Consider the following 17,959-nt stretch of genomic DNA (forward strand, 5'->3'; position numbering starts at 1 on the left):
TTCTCCTTTCTTTTCTGCTAAAGTATAAAGGAAGTTGAAAAAAAGTGCAAGAAAAGAGGATGCCCGGAACAGGCATCCTCTTTAGGCTATAGCAAATAGAATAACTATCTCTTTACAGGGCACTCTCCTTAAAATTTCCGATTTAGGCAAGACCTTTTACAGGGCGTCATCAATAACTTTCTTTAAGGTATCCGCAGAAGCCTGTAATGCTTCTTTCTCCTCCGGACTTAATTCAATGGATACTACCCTTTCCACGCCCCCTCTTCCCACAATAGCCGGAACAGAAAGAGACACATCATGAATGTCGTATTCTCCGTGCTGCATACTGGAAACCGGCAGGATGGATTTCTCATCTCGAATAATGGCTTCACAGATTCTGCGAACGGACATAGCAATACCGTAGTAGGTAGCCTTCTTCTTTTCAATAATTTCGTAGGCGCTGTTTTTTACATTTTCCGCAATGCGTCTCATGGACTCGTCATGCTCAATGTGCCCTCTAAGCTCACAGAAATCATTCAAGGGGATACCGGATACATTGGCACTGCTCCAAGCGGCAATCTCGCTGTCTCCGTGCTCTCCGATAATGAAGGCATGCACGGAACGGTTATCAATGGAAAGGTGCTCTCCCAGAAGATATTTCAGTCTTGCGGTGTCCAATACGGTTCCGGAGCCGAATACCCGATTCTCCGGGAAGCCGCTAAGCTTTACCGCCGCATAAGTTAAAATATCCACAGGATTGGCTACAATCAGAAGGATTCCTTTATAATTTCTCTTGGCAATCTCCGGAATAATGGTCTTGAAAATTCCCACATTCTTCTTCACCAGATCCAAACGGGTTTCTCCCGGTTTCTGTCCTGCTCCTGCCGTAATCACCAGGATGGAGCAATCCATCAAATCGTCATAGTCTCCGGCATAAATCTTCATAGGCTTTGCAAAGGGAAGTCCGTGACTGATATCCAGTGCTTCTCCCTCCGCCTTCGCTCTGTCCGCATCGTTTAAAACCATTTCGGAAAACAGTCCGCTTTGCATTAAGGCAAAGGCAGAGCTTGCTCCTACGAATCCACAGCCGATAACCCCTACTTTTCTCTCTTGAATATTCATTTTGCATCCTTTCCGGGAATTCTTCCCCCACTCCTTAAAAGCTTTGGACAAGAGTAGTATAGACTAACTCCTAGTTGTTTTCTAGGAGTTTTTGAATTTTATACATACTTTCCCTTACTATTTCGACCATATTCAAAGTTTCTTTACTCCGTATTACTTGTCTTTAAACCTCTTTGCCCATAAAAGGGGCTGTGAAAATCAAAATAAGAAATAGATTTTCGGCAATATTGCTTAGAAAACTGTTTTGATTTTTTTACAGCCCCTTTTACCGAAGCTCCTCCTCTTCCAAAAGTCTCCGTTTCTTTTCCAGATACTCCGGAAAACGCTCCAAATAAGAATGCATATCCTTTCCATTGTCCGTTCTTTCGATTCGGCCTTTCGGAAAGAGAATCTTACTGGAAGCTCCTGCCCCGATTCCTAAAACACTATGCTTTTCTTCCATCATAAAAATGTTGTAAAGGCACTCCTTCCCTTCCTTGGCAAAACCGATATTTTCCAGATTTCCCGCCATGTTTTTCTGGCGATAAAGATAGTAGGGCTGTAAATCCAATTTCTCCGCCGTATCCATACTGCAAAGCATCATCCACTCGATTTCTCTTCTCTCCTGTCGCTTCTTTAAGGAAGGCAGATAGGGAATGGAAAACTCTCTATCCAAGGAAAAGCTTTCCGCCTCTCCTCCTGCCTGATAGATTTCTCGAAAATGATTTTCCTCCGCCTTTAGTCTGGCGGCCCGCTTCACCGCCAAGGAATGTACCGTCAAGCTATCCGGCGCCAGGCGCAGGATTTCGGAAAGGCTTTCCTCCACCTGCTGCAAATGCTCTCCCGGCAGACCTAAGATTAAGTCCATGTTAATGTTGTCAAAACCTAATTCCCTTGCCAGAGAATATTTTTCCTTCACCTCTTCCACGGAATGTTTTCTTCCGATAATGTCTAAACTTTTCTGATGGAAGCTTTGGGGGTTAATGGAAATTCTATCTACAGAGAAATCCTGTAGAAGCTTTAGCTTTTCCCGATTAATGGAATCCGGTCTTCCGGCCTCCACCGTATATTCTATGGCGCCCTTTCCTTTGGAAAAGCAGTGCTTATCCACTAAGGAAAGCAGGATTTCCAGATCCTTTTCCCCTAGGGCTGTTGGGGTTCCGCCACCGATATAAATGCTTTGCAGCTGCTTTCCTCTTTTCTCCCCCATTTCTCGCAGCACAAAAAGCATTTCCTCCTCTAAAAGAGAAAGGTATTTCGGCATCCTTTCGGAAAAACTTCCCATAGGCATGGAAAGGAAGGAGCAGTAGGCACAACGGGTAGGACAAAAGGGAATATTGATATAAAGACTGTAACCTTCGGAAATGTTTTTTCCGTAAGCCTTTTCCGCCCTTTGTAAAATATCTTCCTCCTGTAGGGAAATTTTATATAAAAGCTCCGCCTTCTCTCCCTCCAAACGATACTCTTCTTTTAGAGCAGGGAACAAAATTTCGGGACTCTGTCCCTTTTCTTCCCGCATTTTCCGGCAAAGCCCTACAGGACGAATGCCGGTTAAGTCTCCCCAAGGCAGGCTTCTTCCGCTTTGTTTTTCCAAAATATCATAAAGATAGGCCTTTAAAATGGACTTATTCTTTCCCCTATCTCCGGTAAAGCTAAGCTCTTCTCCGGTGATTTCCAGAGAAAAGAGGAACAGAGAAGGGTCGAGAATCCCCTCCTCTGTTAAAATGCGATTTTTCTTTTCTTCCGGCTTATGCTTTAAGCTCTTTTTATTTACCTCTGTGGGCTGTCCCACTTCCTTCGCCCGCTTAAAGGCATTCTTCTCCTCCTGTGTGGTTTCCATCAGGCGAATCCCCTGACTGCTATGAATCTGGAAATCTTCCCCGGGGTAAAATGCCTTACAGAGCTCCCGAATGTCCGCTTCAAAAGGAAGCACCTTATCTCCTAAAAATAATCGAATCACAAAATCCTCTTTTACATACTATATAAAATCTAACTGAGAAATCTCTGAAAACTCTTGATGAATATACACTATAGAATTTGCTCTATAGAATTTACTCTATAGGATTTACTCTATAGGATTTACTCTACAAAATTCAGCCTACAGAATTCACCCTACAAAATTTTTAATTAAAAGTCTTCTTTACATTGCTGTCCAAAAGCTTGTTAAAGCCTACCCAACCGTTGGCTTCCTTGGCCTTTCCGGACTTTTCTCCCTGCTCGATAAACTCCCGCATGGTTTCCAGCTTGGCATCCGTATTGTCCGCAAAGGAAAGGAGTAAAGCCTCCATGGTAGCCGGCTTCTTGGGAGAACCGTATTCCAATTCCCCATGATGGGACAGGATACAGTGTAAAAACTCTGTCTTTACATTCTCCGGAAAATCGGGAATTTCCTGCATCCTTTCCGAAAGCATGGTGTATCCGATTAAGATGTGCCCTAAAAGCTGTCCCTCATCGGAATAATCATTTTTCGGAAAAGGAGTAAGCTCCTTGGTCTTTCCGATGTCATGGCAAAGAGCCGCGCTTAACAAAATGTCTCTATTGATATCCCCATAGTGTCTTGCATAAAAGTCGCAAAGCTTGGCAACAGACAGGGTATGCTCCAAAAGCCCCCCCACATAGCCGTGATGCACGGATTTGGCCGCAGAATGGAAGGAAAAGCATTTGTAAAATTCCTTGTCCTCCACAAAAAGCTTCTGTAACAGCTTCTGCAAATATGGGTTTTGTACGGTCTTAATCAGGGCAAAGAGCTCCTTCCCCATTTCCTCCCGGTCATGCTTACTGACCGGTAAAAAATCCTCCGCCGCATAGGTTCCCTCGGAAGCCACCGACAGGCGCTGAATACTCAGCTGATTTACCCCGTTGTAAATGCTGACATTTCCCTCTACGTACACATAGTCCATGGGAGAAAAGTCCGATATCCCCGGAGAATTGGGTTCCCATACCTTGGCATCAATGGTGCCGGTTCTGTCTTGCAAGCAGACATTTAAGTATTCCTTTCCGTTTTTTGTCACCGCTGCATTCTTGGTTTTCACAAGATACACATTATTCACCCGAAGCCCATCTCGGAAATTCTCAATAAAGCGATTTGGGTTAGGAACTCGTTCCATATTTTTTCCTTCCTACCTTGCCTGTATAGGGCAAGAAAGCACTAACTCTACATACTCTTTACCATTATAACGGAGAAGTTCCACGGGAACAACCGCTCCTTCCGCCTGTTCCTGCAAAGTATCCTGAAAAGCCTTGCCGGTGTCAACGCTCTTTCCGTTCAATTTTATGATAATATCCCCGGGGAGAATTCCAACAGAGTAGGCGGGACTGTCTTCCACCACCTCCGTGACATAAACCCCTTCCGGAATTCCCAGCTCCTTCATGGTCTTGGAACTGTTTTGAATCTTTACGCCGAAATAGGGAAGAATTCCTCCATTACTGAGTCGTTCCAGACTTTCTAAAGCATCAGATATTCCGATAATCTGTCTTCCTGCTTTTCTATCCTCTGCCTCCGTGTAGAAGCCTACCCATTCCCCCTTTGTGTTTAAAACAAAGGCTGTGCTGTTTTCTTCTCCGGAGAACTGCATCTTGATTTCTTCCCAAACCCTGTCCTCCGAAGCCTTGTCATAGGACAAAACACCGATGGTGCTTAAAGCCGAGGAATAGGCCTGTCCCAAGGGGGAGCCTAAAAGCAGTACCGTGTCTCCCTTTTGCAGAAGTCTGGAATTCCCTCTGGGCATTTCCTGAATTTTCTCCCACTCCTTATCCGTTAGAGAAGAAAGTTCTACGGTAAGAACCACCCATCGATCCCTGCCGCTTTTCCCCCGAAGAGTGGCGGGAAGCTTTTTTTCCCGATTAAAGGTGACCTCGTATCCTGCCCCTGCCTTTGCCTCTCCCAAAAAGAGAATCACCGCCTCTTCTTTGGTCTTTTTTAAAATCACCCCGGTACAATGCTGGTTTGCTTCACTGAGAGAATCTTCTCCGGGAGTATGAATACTGACCTCTACCAAGGATTTTTCACCTTCGGAAATCAGCGTTTTGGCATTGGACATCAGGCTGTCATAGCTGGATACGGAGAAATCAAACTTTTGCAACTCTGACTGTACTACATCTTCAATCGCTTCGGTTTCCGCCGTGCTTTCCGATGCCGCCTCCGTACTTTCTTCCACCAGGGCAATGCTTTCCTTTGCTTGCTCGGCCTCCCCTTGGGAAAGGCGTTTTCCCAGAAAAAAGAAGGAAAAGGCTGCCGCTATACCAAAAAGTCCGCCGGAAAGCAGAATCAGTACCGCCTTCTTCAGCCTTTTTTTCCATTTTCCCTTAGGACCTACGATTTTCTCTCGAATAAAATGTTCTTCCATCTTGCGTTCCTCTAAAGCCCTGCTATCTTACTCTTCCACCCGTTCCATTGCGGGAAGTGAAAAACTGAATTCCGTCCCCACTCCTTCCGTGGAAACACAGTCAATGTTTTCCCCGTGGGCAGTGATAATACTTTTTACAATGGCCAGTCCCAGGCCGGTACCGGCTTTATCCTTTCCTCTGGAAATATCCGTCTTATAAAAACGTTCCCAAATCTTCCCCAAATCCTTCTTGGGTATTCCGATGCCCTGGTCCTTAATGCCCACCAGCACCTTCGTGCCTTTTTGCTCCGTCCGAATCTGAATCTCCGAATCCTCCTTGGAGAATTTTACCGCATTGTCCAAAAGATTGTAAAAGACCTGCTGAATCTTAGGATAATCCCCATTGACCATCTGTTTTTTCTCTGCAAACACCAGAGAAAATCCCAGCTTTTTCTTCTGACACTGCATTTCAAAGCTGGCACAAACTTCTCGAATCATCCGGTTTAAATCAAAATTGCTTCGGTTTAAAGAGCTTCCCTGATCCAGCTTGTTTAAGCTCAGCATGGACTGGGTCAGTTTACTCAGGCGCTCCGTCTCGGAAATCAGTCGAAGCAAATATTTTTCCTCCGCCTCCTTGGGGATGGTTCCATCCAACATAGCCTCCAAATAGCCCTTTATGGAGGTTAGGGGAGAGCGGAAGTCGTGGGAAACATTGGCAATAAACTGCCTTTGGTAGTCATCGGATTTTTGGATTTCCTCCGCCATGAAATTCAGAGTATCCGCAAGGTAGGACATTTCATCCCCTCCACCGACGGAAATCCGATACAAATATTCTCCTGCCGCATAGTGTACCGCCCCTGCCGTAATTTTCCCCAGGGGCTGATAAACCCAGAAGTAAAAAACGAAAAAGATAGAAAGAGACAGGACTGCCACAGCCAGAAAGCCTCTATAGAAAATGCTGAACAGCATTGCTTTTTCCTGCTCTATTCCCGCTACGGATTTATGTAAAATCAGGTAGGCAAGATTTTGGTAATTTCTCTGAATGGGAGCCTGGGCCAAGATATGCTCCTCAGGCAGTAAACCATGAAGATTGCCTCGGAAAGCAATTTTTCCACCGTTTTCCGTAGGATCAAAATCACTCACAGTCTTTCCGCTCAGATTGTCCTTCCCCTTATGCTGCAGAATTTTCCCGTCCTTATCCACCAAGGTCCATTCCACGTTACTTCTATGAATGTTACCTTCCATCTCCTTACTGAGTCTATCCAGAGAAAGGGCTCCGTTTTCCTCTTTGGAATAGAAGTTGGCAAGCCTGGTAGCCTCACTATAAAGCTCCTGTCCCTCTCTTTGGTATAGATTCTGCCCGATAGCCTTTTCTCCGTAAAAATAAAGGAAAAGAAAGCCAAAGAGAAAAAACAGCAGGTAGGTGATGATAAATTTGATAAATAATCGTTTTCCCAAATTCCCTCCTGCTTATTCTATCTATCCGACCTAAACTTATTCCTGCAATATCCATCCCGGCCTAAGCTTACCCTACGATTCCTGTAATATCCATCCCTGTCTAAGCTATGTTTTACGGTCTTTATCCTAATCTGAACTTGTAGCCGATGCCCCAAACCGTGGAAATCTCCCACTCTTCCACCTGGGGAAGCTTCTCCCGAAGCCTCTTGATATGCACATCTACTGTCCGGGAATCCCCGGCAAACTCATAGCCCCAAATGTGATCCAAGAGCTGCTCTCTGGTAAAAACCTGGTTGGGGGAGCTGGCTAAGAAATACAAAAGCTCCAGTTCTTTTGGGGGCATATCAATAGCCTTTCCTTTATAATGCACCGCATAATTACTTAGGTTAATTACCAAGTCTTCATAGGCGATGTATTTGCCCTTTCGTAAAAGGTCTTCTCCCCCTTCCTTTTCCTTTTCTTCCTCCAAAGGTGGCGAAAAGACATGCTGGCTTCTTCGTAAAACCGCCTTCACTCTGGCTACCAGCTCCTTGGTATCAAAGGGCTTTAGCATATAGTCGTCCGCTCCAAGCTCTAAGCCCAGCACCTTATCAAAGGTCTCTCCCTTTGCGGAAAGCATGATAATGGGCACATTGGAGCTTGTACGTATCCTTCTGCAAACCTCGTAGCCATCAATTCCCGGAAGCATCAGGTCCAAAATAATCAGTGCCACCGGCTCTTTTTCCAAACTTTTCAAGGCTTCTTCCCCGTCTTCACAGATTCGGGTATCGTAGCACTCCTTTTCCAGATATAGGGAAACCAGCTCTGCAATGGAGCTGTCATCATCCACAATCAAGATTTTTTGTTTCTCCGCCATGCTTCCTCCTTTCTACTATCTTCCAATATTCAATATTCTAAAATTTTCCAGACCTGCTCTTTTCTTCAATCTTTATAGGAACTTAAGCAGCTCCTGCTTTTTCTTCTTTCACCGGCTTTTTATTTCTTAAAGAAAGCAATGCTGACACCGTCAGAGCCTTCCCCATACTCTCCTAAACGGAAGGACTCGATATGTTTATTCTTTTTCAAGCATTCCTGTACCATCTTTCGAAGAGCTCCGGTACCTCTTCCATGAACGATTCGTACCTGAGGCAGTCTGGCCAAAAAGGCGTCATCCAAATATTTATTTAATTCCGGTAAGGCATCCGCCGTCATTTTTCCGATTAAATTAATTTCCGGAGAGATGCCAAGCACCTTTCCTCTTCCAATGGAAGCGACTTTCCCCTGATTCTTCTCCGGCTTTTCCTTTTCCTTATGCTGGATAAATTCCACATCCTTGGCAGACACCTTGGTGCGTAGCATTCCGGCAGTGACAGTGAACATTCCGTTTTTATCCGGAAGAGTGGTAACCGTTGCCACCATATCGTGCATGCTCAAAACCCTTACCTTGTCTCCGATGGCAAGCTTCTTTAAGGAAATGGTCTGAGAGGGTCCCTTTACCATAGTAGAGGACAGGGCCTCGTCATTTTCCCGTATCTTTTGGTGCAGCTTGGTTCTGGTCTTTTCTCCCTCTAAGGCACTGCTCTTTCCTGCCTCCTGCCGCCGTAATTCCTTTACCACCTGGTCGGCGGTTTCCTTGGCCTCCCGTAAAATCTGGGCTGCCTCTTCTCTGGCTCTTTGCAGGATTTTCTCTCTTCCTTTTTCGATGCCTTTGGTGGATTCTCTGGCACGCTGCTTTAGGCTCTCCACCTCTGCCTTGTACCGCTCGATTTCTTCCTTTTCCCTCTGGGCAAGACGCTTGGTATTTTCCAAATCCGCAATCACATCTTCAAAATGCAGGTCTTCCTCTCCCAAGCGATTCTTTGCAGAAGCAATGATATCCTTTTGAAGACCAAGCTTCTCCGCAATGGCAAAGGCGTTGGACTTTCCGGGTACACCGATCAGCAAATGATAGGTGGGGCGCAGGCTTTCCACATCGAAGGCGCAGGCGGCATTTTCCACTCCCTCTGTAGAAAGGGCGTAAAGCTTTACCTCCGCATAGTGGGTGGTGGCCAGAGTCCGAATCCCTTTTTGGAAGAGGTGATCCAAGATAGCCAAAGCCAATGCAGCTCCCTCTGTAGGATCCGTTCCCGCCCCAAGTTCATCAAAAAGGCAGAGGCAGTCTTCCCTTGCCCCCTGTAAAATCCGCACCGTATTGGTCATGTGGGAGGAGAAGGTGGAAAGGCTTTGCTCAATGCTTTGCTCATCTCCGATATCCGCATAAATCTCACGATACACCGTAATGCTGGAGCCCTGGAAGGCCGGAATAAAGAGTCCAGCCTGCCCCATGAGCTGGAACAGTCCCAGGGTCTTTAAGCAAACCGTCTTACCTCCCGTGTTGGGGCCGGTAATCACCAAAAGGCTGAAGTCATCCCCCAGGCGAATGCTGATGGGCACCACTTTGTCTTTGGGGATCAGAGGGTGACGGGCATCCAAAAGCACCGTCTTTCGCTCCTGATTCAAGATAGGCTTTACCCCATCCATCTTATTGGCAAGTTTTGCCTTGGCAAAAACAAAGTCCAAATGACTTAAAATCTTTACATTTTCCCCCAGTTCCTCGGTAAAGGGCGCTAAAGAAAGGGAGAGTTGTAAAAGAATCTTCTCCACTTCCTTTTTCTCTAAAGACAAAAGTTCCCGCATATCATTTTCCAGCTGAACAATGGAGAAGGGCTCCATAAAAAGAGTAGCTCCTGAGCTACTTTCATCATGAACAATTCCCCGGAAAGCATTCTTATACTCCGCCTTAACAGGGAACACATGCCTCCCGTTTCGAAGGGTTATCACCGGGTCCTGCAACATAGAACGGTTATGCTGTAAAATTCGATTTAATTCCTGGTTGATTTTTTCCTCTAAACCCTTTTCCTTCCTGCGCAGCTGGGAAAGCTCCGGACTGGCATCATCTGCCAGCTCCTCTTCGGAAAGAATACAACGTTGCAGCTCTCTTCGAATATCATCCAAGGGGGCTAAAGCCTGAAAATACTCCTGTAAAGCATCTCCCCTCTCTTCTCCCTGATCCTTTGCTTTTTTGGTCTTTTCTAAAATCAGGATAATATCATATAGCTCCGGAATGGAAAGGGCTGTGGATAAGGCTAAACGGGAAAAATAGGGGCGGATTTCTTTGATTCCCCGAAAGGAAATTCCTCCCCCTAAACGAATGCGGTCCTGTGCCGCCTCTGTTTCCGAAAGACTCTGCTCCACCTCTAAAAAGGAAGAAGAAGGCTCTAAGGCCTTCAACTTCTCCTTACCCAAAGAAGAGTCTGCCTCCTCCACTAATCGGTCTATGATTTTGTAAAACTCCAATGTCTTTAAGACCTTTTGGTTCATTCTATCCCTTTCTACTCTTGGACGAACTTGTCCGGATTTACTTCCGCTAGACGATATCCATTCAAAGCATTTCTATTTTATACCTATTTATAGAGAAAACTATTCCTTATCCAGCATCAGCTTTGCACAACCGTAAATTCCTGCATCATTTCCAAGCTTAGCCAGCATCAGCTCCGCCTTTTTGTTTAAAATCGGTGTGTGCTCCTCGTAATGCTTCTTAATAATCTGTAAGAGGAAGTCTCCTGCTCGAGAAACGCCCCCACCGATAACGAAAACCTCCGGATCCGCAATCATGGAAACCTGTGCCAAAACAATTCCCAGATAACGCATACTGCATTCTAAACTTGTGCTGGCCAGAATGTCTCCCTCTTTAGCCGCTTCACAAACAATCTTTGCGGTAAGGGCTTTTCCATAGATACGAAGAGAAGAAGGATCTCTGAACATCCGAAGAAAACGCTCTGCCTCCTTCACTATTCCGGTAGCGGAAGCCACCTGCTCCAGACAACCCATGCCGCCGCAGGCACAACGTTCTCCCTCCACATCCCGCACATGGATATGTCCGATTTCCGCTCCTGCACCATGAGCGCCGGTAACAATTTTGCCATGTAGAATCAAACCGCCACCTACGCCGGTTCCCAAAGTTACCATCAGCATATCGGAGAAACCTCTTCCTCCTCCCTGCCAAAGCTCTCCAAGGGCCGCCACATTGGCATCATTTCCTACTGCACAGGGAATCTTTCCGCCCATCAGCTCTCTCATGATTTTTGCCGGGTAAATGTCTTTCCATCCTAAATTTACCGCAACAGGCACATGTCCGTCCGGCTCTACAGGTCCGGGCACACCGATGCCGATTCCTGCCACATCTTCATAAGCAATGGTTTTCTCCGCCAAATGCTTCTTTAACTCCTCAGCCACATCCGGAAGAATATACTTTCCCTGCTCCGCCTTTCTGGTGAGCACCTCCCATTTGTCCAACAGTACGCCGTTATAGGTAAAGATACCGCATTTTACGGAAGTTCCCCCTACATCAATGCCTACGCAATATTGATTCATCTTATCCCTCCTCTGTAGCTAGCTACACAGCTTACTCTTCTGAATGCTTCTAAAAGCACAGGGCTGAAGCTTTTTCTATTTTATCCGAATAGCCTCTTCCCTGTTTCGATATGCCAAGAATAAATCCGTTCCCCCGAACTGAATTTTTGACAAAGAACGAATGTATTGCAAACCTTCTTCGGTCTCCCCATTATAACGCAGTCTGCCCTGAAAATCATAAACTTTAAAATATTTCTCCTGATAGAGAATCACCTTGTCCTGACTTAACTCCATGTTGTTGCCCATAAAGTCTATGGGTTTATCCAGAATTTTCTCTCCGGTCTTTCGGAAAATCAAAAGTCTATAGGGTTTTTCCTGCTTTTTCTTTTTCCTTCCGGAGGAGCTTTTCGTCTTTGGCTTTTCTTTACCGGCATTCTCTTTGCTTTCTGTAAGGGTACTTCCGCTTGCTACAGGACTTTGTTTCTTTGTCTTAGGTTCTTTAGTATTGCCGCCCTTTGTACCCTCTTTGCCTCCGGACTTTCCTCCATCCTCCTGAGGCTCGCCTCTTTGATCCGTAAGGACTGCAAGATAGTTTTTATCATAGGAAATCATCCGAATCGTTTCCGGAATTTCCACCTTCTTCTTCAGCTCCGGACTGGTTCTGACTTTCGTGGAGAAGAAAGCCAACCCCCCATCATAGGCCGCAAAGGATTCCTCATCAGTAAAAAACTGTACTCTTCCCACAATGCCGCCGGAAAAATCATCGGTAAAGCCCCCTACCACTCGGTCAGCACCGGCATTTTTCCCTAAGGAAGAAAAATTATAGTAAACCACTCTGGATTTCACAGTGGTCTGTTCCAAATGGGCAAATGCTACACAGAGCTCCGTCCCATCCGGAGATACGGACAAATCCATAGGATAACCGTCCCCTGACATCACCGACTTGATGCCGATGTCCAGATTTTTGCCCTCCTTGGAAAATACCGTGATATAGGTTCCCTGATCCTCCGACAAAAGCGCATAAACCACACCTTTTTCGGAAATCCGTAATTTTTCTATGGTACTGGGCGCTTCCCCCTGCCCGCTAAGACCCTGGGCAGAAAAAATATACAGCCTGGTACCGCCCTGCTCACCGATTACCGCATAGTCTCCGGAAACCGAAACCAGAGCTCGTCCCATTTCAAAGGCCTGATCCCAAAGCACCTTTCCTTGGGAAGAAACATACTTCGCCCCGTCCTTACTGAGTTTGATTACGCCATCCCGGTAAGGAAAATAGCTGTATTCCTCCTCTACGCCCTTACTTTCTTCCAGACTGTCCTTCCATAGAAGTTCTTTTTGTCCAAAACGTCTTCTTCCATAAAAGAAAAAGCCTACCGCAAAAAGAAAGAAAAGAATCAACAAAAAAGGAAGCCAAAAGTTTTTCGCCGTTAAAGAAAACGGATTGTCTTCTGCCCTTCTCCCTTCTTCCTGCAGCTCTTCTTCAAGACCTTCTTCCGCCTTACTTCCGATGATGACCCTTTGCTTTAATTTCCTTTTTCTTGATTCTCTTTCCCGATCCGCCAAAGCCTACTCCCTATCTTAACTTAACGGTATCACTGCTCCGGATACATTCCTTTAGCAATATAACTTGGGGACGTATCCTTTTTGCGATACAACTGCTCCGAATATACTCCCCTAGCGATATAATTGTTCCGGATATAAGCCCTTTGCGATACATTCCCGTAGAGCTTCTTCCGCCAATGCACGGTCTTCCTGATAGGTCACACCGAACCAACGGTCATGATCCTCTAAAACCTTTACTCTGGCCTTTCCTTCCTTCATCAGGCAATCCACCTCTCTGGGCAACAGATATTCAGACTTCACTTCCTTACCGTATTTCTCCAGCCAGGAAGGGAATTTTTCAATCAGTACATCCAGAAAATGCTCCGGAAGTCCAAACATGTTCATGGAAGCAATGGCATCCTCCTGCAGCTCCACAACTTCCTTCTGTTGATTTTCTCCTCGCAAAATGCCGTCTTCCTTCCGCTCAATATTGTAGGTTTCGGAAATGGATTGAAGGTAGCCATCCCCGCTAACCTGACAGATTCCACGATTTACAGAGCCGTACTTGGAAAGGGTATTCACCAAATGATATCCTGCCATACACATTTCCATCATCCCGGAATCCGCTCTATCCGCCTGTAAGAAATCATTGATTAGGCGGAAGCCCTCTTTTCCATAGAAATCATCCGCGTTAATCACCCCAAAGGGCCCCTGCACCTGCTTTCTGCACTGCATTAATGCGTGAGCTGTTCCCCAGGGCTTTGTACGCCCCTCCGGCACGGAAAATCCTTCAGGCAGTGCTGTAATTTCCTGAAAAACATAATCTACATCCGCAATTTTTTCAATTCTCTTCCCGATTATTTCCCGGAAGTCCTCCTCAATATCCTTTCGAATCACAAAAACCAGTTTCTCAAAGCCTGCTTCCAGGGCATCATGCACGGAATAATCCATGATAATCTCTCCATGGGGACCGATTTTGGCTAACTGCTTAATGCCCGCACCATAACGGGAGCCCAATCCCGCAGCCATGATTACCAACGTTGTTTTCTTTCCCATAAGTCTCTCCCTTCGGGTGGCTATTGTATAAAAAAGGAATGTACTGACTATCCTTTTGCTATCTCTTTTTCTATCCTTTAAAGATAAGGGAAAAATGCCGTTTCGTCCAGTCTTTCTAACGGATTTCTGTAAACAATGAAGAAAGCATGCTCTGACGCAGTGTGGGTCTGAAATCGGGGCACGCTCTCGCTATGTTCGCCCTTCGTAGTGATGGACTGTAAGCAATGTAGAAAATACGCTCTGATGCAGTATAGGTCTGAAACGGGGGCACGCTCTCGCTAACCTCGCCTCGTAGCGATGGACTATAAATAATCAAGAAAACTCGCTCCGATGCAGTACAGGTCTGTAATTTGGGCACGCTCCCGCTAACCTCGCCTTCGTAGCAGTACTAACCTCAAGCTTCGCTTTGCTCGCTTTCAGTAAGTACTGACGGGCTCAGATTGCCCTTATTACAGACCTGTACTGCATCTTTCGCTTCGTTTATTGATTTTTGTAGTCCTTCACTTGGTCAGCTCGCCGTTAGTATCAAGGGGCTCAGATTACCCTTTATTTCAGACCCACACTGCATCTATCGCTGCTTTTATTGAGTTTTATAGTCCTTCACTTGGTCAGCTCGCCGTTAGTATCAAGGGGCTCAGATTACCCCTTATTTCAGATCCACACTGCATCTATCGCTGCTTTAATTGAGTTTTATAGTCCTTCACTTGGTCGGCTCACCAGCCCAGATACCTCTTATTTCAGACCTATACTGCATCTTTTACTTTCTTTATTGGTTTTTTACAGTTCTTCACTTGCTCAGTCTTCTTCTGCTGTTAGCTGAAGATTCTCCATGCGGTTATAAAGTTATTGGCCCACCAGCCGGATAAGCTTCTGTGCACCACGCGGCCATTGGAGGATGATGCATCAATAACAGAGCCTCCTCCGGCATAAATTCCTACGTGTCCTCGTACCACCACAATATCTCCTGCCTGTAATTCTCCCATACTTACTTTCTTAAATCGTCCCGGATTTCTCCAACCGGAGGAGGTCATATAGGAAGTTCCCACGCCGGCCTGGTTCAAACACCAGTATACAAAACCGGAACAGTCGAAGGAATTCGGACCCTTAGCTCCCCATACATAGGGAGAACCGATTTTGGAGGATGCAATGGAAATCAAAGATCCTGCAGAACCGGAAACTGTTGCGCCTCCCACACCGGAAGAAACACTTCCGCCTGAGCCGGTATCTCCTCTTCCTGCCGGAGCGGAATTTCCTCCGGCTGCACCGCCTCTATTGCCACGGCTTGGTGTATTAGCCTTTGCTTTGGGCTTTGGTTTGGACTTGGCTGTACCGGACTGAAGAAGCTGCAATGTTTTGGCTCCTGCGGTTCCGTCCGTTCCTAAACCATTCACAGACTGGAAGGCAATAACTGCATCTTTTGTCAGCTCTCCAAAATAGCCGGAGGCCTTATCCTGAGAAAGATAGCCGTATTTTACCAAAAGGTTTTGCATATTCTTTACATCATCACTTTGTTCACCAAGACGCATACCGAAGGGCTTGGCATTTTCAGAGTCCATAAGACTTCTGGTATCCGGGCCGAGGTAGCCGTCCACTACCTGGTCATTTCTGGACTGGAAGGCACGAATAGCATTCTGCGTACTAAGTCCAAAATTTCCATCTGCCTCTCCGGAAAGATATCCCAATGCAATCAGACGATTCTGATATTTTTTTACTATCTCGCTCTGTTCTCCGAGAGCAATAATATTGGCCTTTACTTCGTCGGAGTATAGAAGATTGTAAGTGGTCTGGCCCACTGTTCCGTCTATCGTCAGTTTATTAACTTCCTGCAATTTCTTTACCGCAGTTTCCGTATCCTGATCAAAGGTTCCGTTAATCTGACCGCTTTCCGTAAGATATCCCAGGTTATACAAACGGTACTGAATCTTGGTGATATCGTCTCCCTGAAAACCAAGCTTTGCCGCATAATGGGGGGCGGATTCCGACATCAGAGCATCCCAGGTGTCTACGCCGGTAATACCGTCCATTTTCCGTCCTGTCTGTCTTTGGAAATACTGCACGGCCTTGGAGGTGGCATCTCCGTAATAGGTAGTCGGTTCATCCTCCTCCATATAACCAAGGTTCATCAATCTTTGTTGCAAATCCTTAACAACAGAATTAATTACACCTACGGTAAGATTAACAGGTGCTAAGTCCTCTGCCTGCCCGTCAATGGTAACTCCTTCAATAGAGGGAAGAACATTGGCATTTAAGCCGAGAGCCGCAATAGCCATCACACCTTCCGACTCCGCTTCCGTTGTCAGGACAATATCCGAAGAAGAAGCAGCCTGCTCCTCAGCACCAAGCTTCTTCTCACAAGCAGTAAGCCCTAATAGACCGGCTACTAAGACAAGAGAAAGTCCTCTATGGAATAATTTTGAATTCCGTATATGATCTTGCATATATTTTTGTACCTCTTATTTCTATAGATGAAAACGCTGTTCTATGATACCATAGGCACTGTTCCTATCCTATAAAGAAAATCTTAATTTTGATTAGGAGGAGAGCCGGTAAGGTATAAAAAAACAGTAAAAATCAAGGAAATGAAAGAAAAAGGTAAGGGGATAGATTTAAGAGTTTTTGAATTTAAAGAAACTCTACGGTAAATAGAAATATATAGTATTTGTTTACCTCTTTGCTAAGCATCACCAAATGTGCTCCGCACATTTTTGTGTAGGACAAAGGTGGCGCAGGCGGGAATGCAAGCATTTCCGACTGCACCGCCTTGTCCTACGCAATACGGAAAGAATGCAAGCATTCTTTCCAGGTGATGCTAAAAGCTTAGCAATCCATACCAATTTCTCCGCAAGATGTTTTTCTTAATTATACAGCTCTTTACTAAATTACTACGTAATTCCACTCTTCTAATCCAAAACCATCTATAAAGGAGTACCTATGCGTTTACGTCATATCCCCGGTTCCGAAGATTTTGTGGCAAATTCTCACTATGTTTTATCAAATCCGGAACAATACAAGGGAGCTTTTTCCGAAAAGCTCTTTGGAAATACCAATCCTTTGCACATCGAAATCGGTATGGGCAAGGGACAGTTTATCTTTGAAATGGCCAAAAGAAATCCGGAGATTAACTATATCGGAATTGAGCGCTACGACAGCGTTTTACTGAAAGCGATTCAAAGGAGGAAAAAACAGGAGCCTGAGCTTACTCTCACAAATCTATTCTACATCAGTATAGATGCCAGACTTTTGGCAGATGTCTTTGCTCCTGAGGAAATCGGAAAAATCTACCTGAATTTCTCCGATCCCTGGCCCAAAAAAAGGCAGGCAAATCGAAGACTTAGCAGTCCTGTCTTTTTAAAGATTTACAAAGAAATTCTGGCAAAAGACGCCTTCCTGGAAATGAAGACCGATAATCAAGACCTATTTAGCTATTCCTTGGAAAGCTTGGAGGAATGTCATTGGCAGATTCTGGCAAATACAAGAGATTTACACCATGATCCTGTCCTGAATGAGGGAAATGTGATGACCGAATATGAAGAAAAGTTCTCTTCCAAAGGAAATCCGATTTGTAAGTTTATAGCTAAGCCTTAGTGAGTTTTTTCCATAAAGTCTCAGCACTGTTTTTCCATAAAAAATACTTGCCTCGCCTATCCCTATCATGCTATACTCAGTCGGTATGTAAATTTGAAAGGAATGGTTTTCCATGAAGATTTTTTTGGTTATTGTATTTGTATTGCTGGGCTTAGCATTGTCTGCCATTATTCTGATGCAGGAAGGAAAGAGTCAGGGCTTAGGCGCTCTCTCCGGTACAACAGACAGCTATTGGCAGAAGAATAGAGGTCGTTCCGTTGAAGGGAACTTAGAGAAGTTTACCAAGTTTGCGGCTTTTGCCTTTTTTGCTGTGGCATTGGTGCTGGACATTATTTGGTAAGATTATTTCCTCTGTATGGTAAGCCTGCATTTTATGCAGGCTTTTTCTCATATCCAAAGATAATCCATACAGAAAAATAGAACGGCTAAGAAAATGAGCGTTCAAAGAGTTCACCGGAAAACTCGTTGAGCCTTCAAGGATTTAAAAGATTTAAAAGATTTAAAAGATTTAAAAGATTTAAAAGATTTAAAAGATTTAAAAG

At 45.2% G+C, this 17,959-nt stretch carries 13 protein-coding genes; 2 read left to right on the forward strand and 11 right to left on the reverse strand.

Annotated features, from left to right (window positions below; genetic code table 11):
- Nucleotides 1-156 precede the first annotated feature (156 nt).
- The 11 genes from RDQ32_RS00995 to RDQ32_RS01045 form a co-directional block, all read right to left on the reverse strand.
- Nucleotides 157-1,101 carry an L-lactate dehydrogenase gene (locus RDQ32_RS00995; protein ID WP_308578786.1) on the reverse strand — a complete coding sequence of 315 codons (945 nt, stop codon included), beginning with the start codon at nt 1,099-1,101 and terminating at the stop codon, nt 157-159.
- A 265-nt stretch (nt 1,102-1,366) separates the two neighbouring features.
- Nucleotides 1,367-3,040 (reverse strand): coproporphyrinogen dehydrogenase HemZ, encoded by a 1,674-nt coding sequence (hemZ, locus tag RDQ32_RS01000; protein WP_308578787.1) that lies wholly within the window; start codon nt 3,038-3,040, stop codon nt 1,367-1,369.
- A 163-nt stretch (nt 3,041-3,203) separates the two neighbouring features.
- Entirely contained in the window at nt 3,204-4,187 is a 984-nt protein-coding gene (locus RDQ32_RS01005) for an HD domain-containing protein (RefSeq protein ID WP_308578788.1), read from the reverse strand.
- Between the two features lie 12 nt (nt 4,188-4,199).
- Entirely contained in the window at nt 4,200-5,426 is a 1,227-nt protein-coding gene (locus RDQ32_RS01010) for a PDZ domain-containing protein (protein WP_308578789.1), read from the reverse strand.
- A gap of 27 nt (nt 5,427-5,453) precedes the next feature.
- Entirely contained in the window at nt 5,454-6,863 is a 1,410-nt protein-coding gene (locus RDQ32_RS01015) for a HAMP domain-containing sensor histidine kinase (RefSeq protein WP_308578790.1), read from the reverse strand.
- A gap of 121 nt (nt 6,864-6,984) precedes the next feature.
- Nucleotides 6,985-7,719: a response regulator transcription factor gene (locus tag RDQ32_RS01020; protein WP_308578791.1), complete on the reverse strand. Its 735-nt coding sequence runs from the start codon at nt 7,717-7,719 to the stop codon at nt 6,985-6,987.
- 119 nt (nt 7,720-7,838) lie between these two features.
- Nucleotides 7,839-10,202 (reverse strand): endonuclease MutS2, encoded by a 2,364-nt coding sequence (locus RDQ32_RS01025; RefSeq protein ID WP_308578792.1) that lies wholly within the window; start codon nt 10,200-10,202, stop codon nt 7,839-7,841.
- Nucleotides 10,203-10,301: 99 nt separating this feature from the next.
- Nucleotides 10,302-11,255 carry an ROK family glucokinase gene (locus RDQ32_RS01030; protein WP_007156694.1) on the reverse strand — a complete coding sequence of 318 codons (954 nt, stop codon included), beginning with the start codon at nt 11,253-11,255 and terminating at the stop codon, nt 10,302-10,304.
- Between the two features lie 75 nt (nt 11,256-11,330).
- Nucleotides 11,331-12,797 carry a DUF5711 family protein gene (locus tag RDQ32_RS01035; RefSeq protein WP_308578793.1) on the reverse strand — a complete coding sequence of 489 codons (1,467 nt, stop codon included), beginning with the start codon at nt 12,795-12,797 and terminating at the stop codon, nt 11,331-11,333.
- 111 nt (nt 12,798-12,908) lie between these two features.
- The gene (locus RDQ32_RS01040) at nt 12,909-13,832 is read right to left on the reverse strand and encodes a sugar phosphate nucleotidyltransferase (RefSeq protein ID WP_308578794.1); all 924 of its coding nucleotides are present in this window, start codon (nt 13,830-13,832) and stop codon (nt 12,909-12,911) included.
- An 812-nt stretch (nt 13,833-14,644) separates the two neighbouring features.
- Nucleotides 14,645-16,270: a peptidoglycan-binding protein gene (locus RDQ32_RS01045; protein WP_183681362.1), complete on the reverse strand. Its 1,626-nt coding sequence runs from the start codon at nt 16,268-16,270 to the stop codon at nt 14,645-14,647.
- Between the two features lie 493 nt (nt 16,271-16,763).
- On the opposite strand from RDQ32_RS01045, the gene trmB reads away from it, so the two are divergent.
- On the forward strand, nt 16,764-17,417 hold the full coding sequence (gene trmB / locus RDQ32_RS01050) for a tRNA (guanosine(46)-N7)-methyltransferase TrmB (RefSeq protein WP_007156700.1): 654 nt from the start codon (nt 16,764-16,766) through the stop codon (nt 17,415-17,417).
- 112 nt (nt 17,418-17,529) lie between these two features.
- Entirely contained in the window at nt 17,530-17,757 is a 228-nt protein-coding gene (gene secG, locus RDQ32_RS01055) for a preprotein translocase subunit SecG (RefSeq protein ID WP_007156701.1), read from the forward strand.
- The last annotated feature ends 202 nt before the right edge of the window (nt 17,758-17,959 follow it).

The sequence above is a fragment of the uncultured Oribacterium sp. genome (assembly GCF_902481605.1).
Lineage (GTDB): Bacteria > Bacillota > Clostridia > Lachnospirales > Lachnospiraceae > Oribacterium > Oribacterium sinus.

Coding starts and splice junctions, on each gene's coding strand:
- RDQ32_RS00995 (WP_308578786.1), bottom strand. CDS start 1,101: ATGAATATTCAAGAGAGAAAAGTAGGGGTTATCGGCTGTGGATTCGTA.
- RDQ32_RS01005 (WP_308578788.1), bottom strand. CDS start 4,187: ATGGAACGAGTTCCTAACCCAAATCGCTTTATTGAGAATTTCCGAGAT.
- RDQ32_RS01010 (WP_308578789.1), bottom strand. CDS start 5,426: ATGGAAGAACATTTTATTCGAGAGAAAATCGTAGGTCCTAAGGGAAAA.
- RDQ32_RS01020 (WP_308578791.1), bottom strand. CDS start 7,719: ATGGCGGAGAAACAAAAAATCTTGATTGTGGATGATGACAGCTCCATT.
- RDQ32_RS01025 (WP_308578792.1), bottom strand. CDS start 10,202: ATGAACCAAAAGGTCTTAAAGACATTGGAGTTTTACAAAATCATAGAC.
- RDQ32_RS01030 (WP_007156694.1), bottom strand. CDS start 11,255: ATGAATCAATATTGCGTAGGCATTGATGTAGGGGGAACTTCCGTAAAA.
- RDQ32_RS01040 (WP_308578794.1), bottom strand. CDS start 13,832: ATGGGAAAGAAAACAACGTTGGTAATCATGGCTGCGGGATTGGGCTCC.
- RDQ32_RS01045 (WP_183681362.1), bottom strand. CDS start 16,270: ATGCAAGATCATATACGGAATTCAAAATTATTCCATAGAGGACTTTCT.
- trmB (WP_007156700.1), top strand. CDS start 16,764: ATGCGTTTACGTCATATCCCCGGTTCCGAAGATTTTGTGGCAAATTCT.
- secG (WP_007156701.1), top strand. CDS start 17,530: ATGAAGATTTTTTTGGTTATTGTATTTGTATTGCTGGGCTTAGCATTG.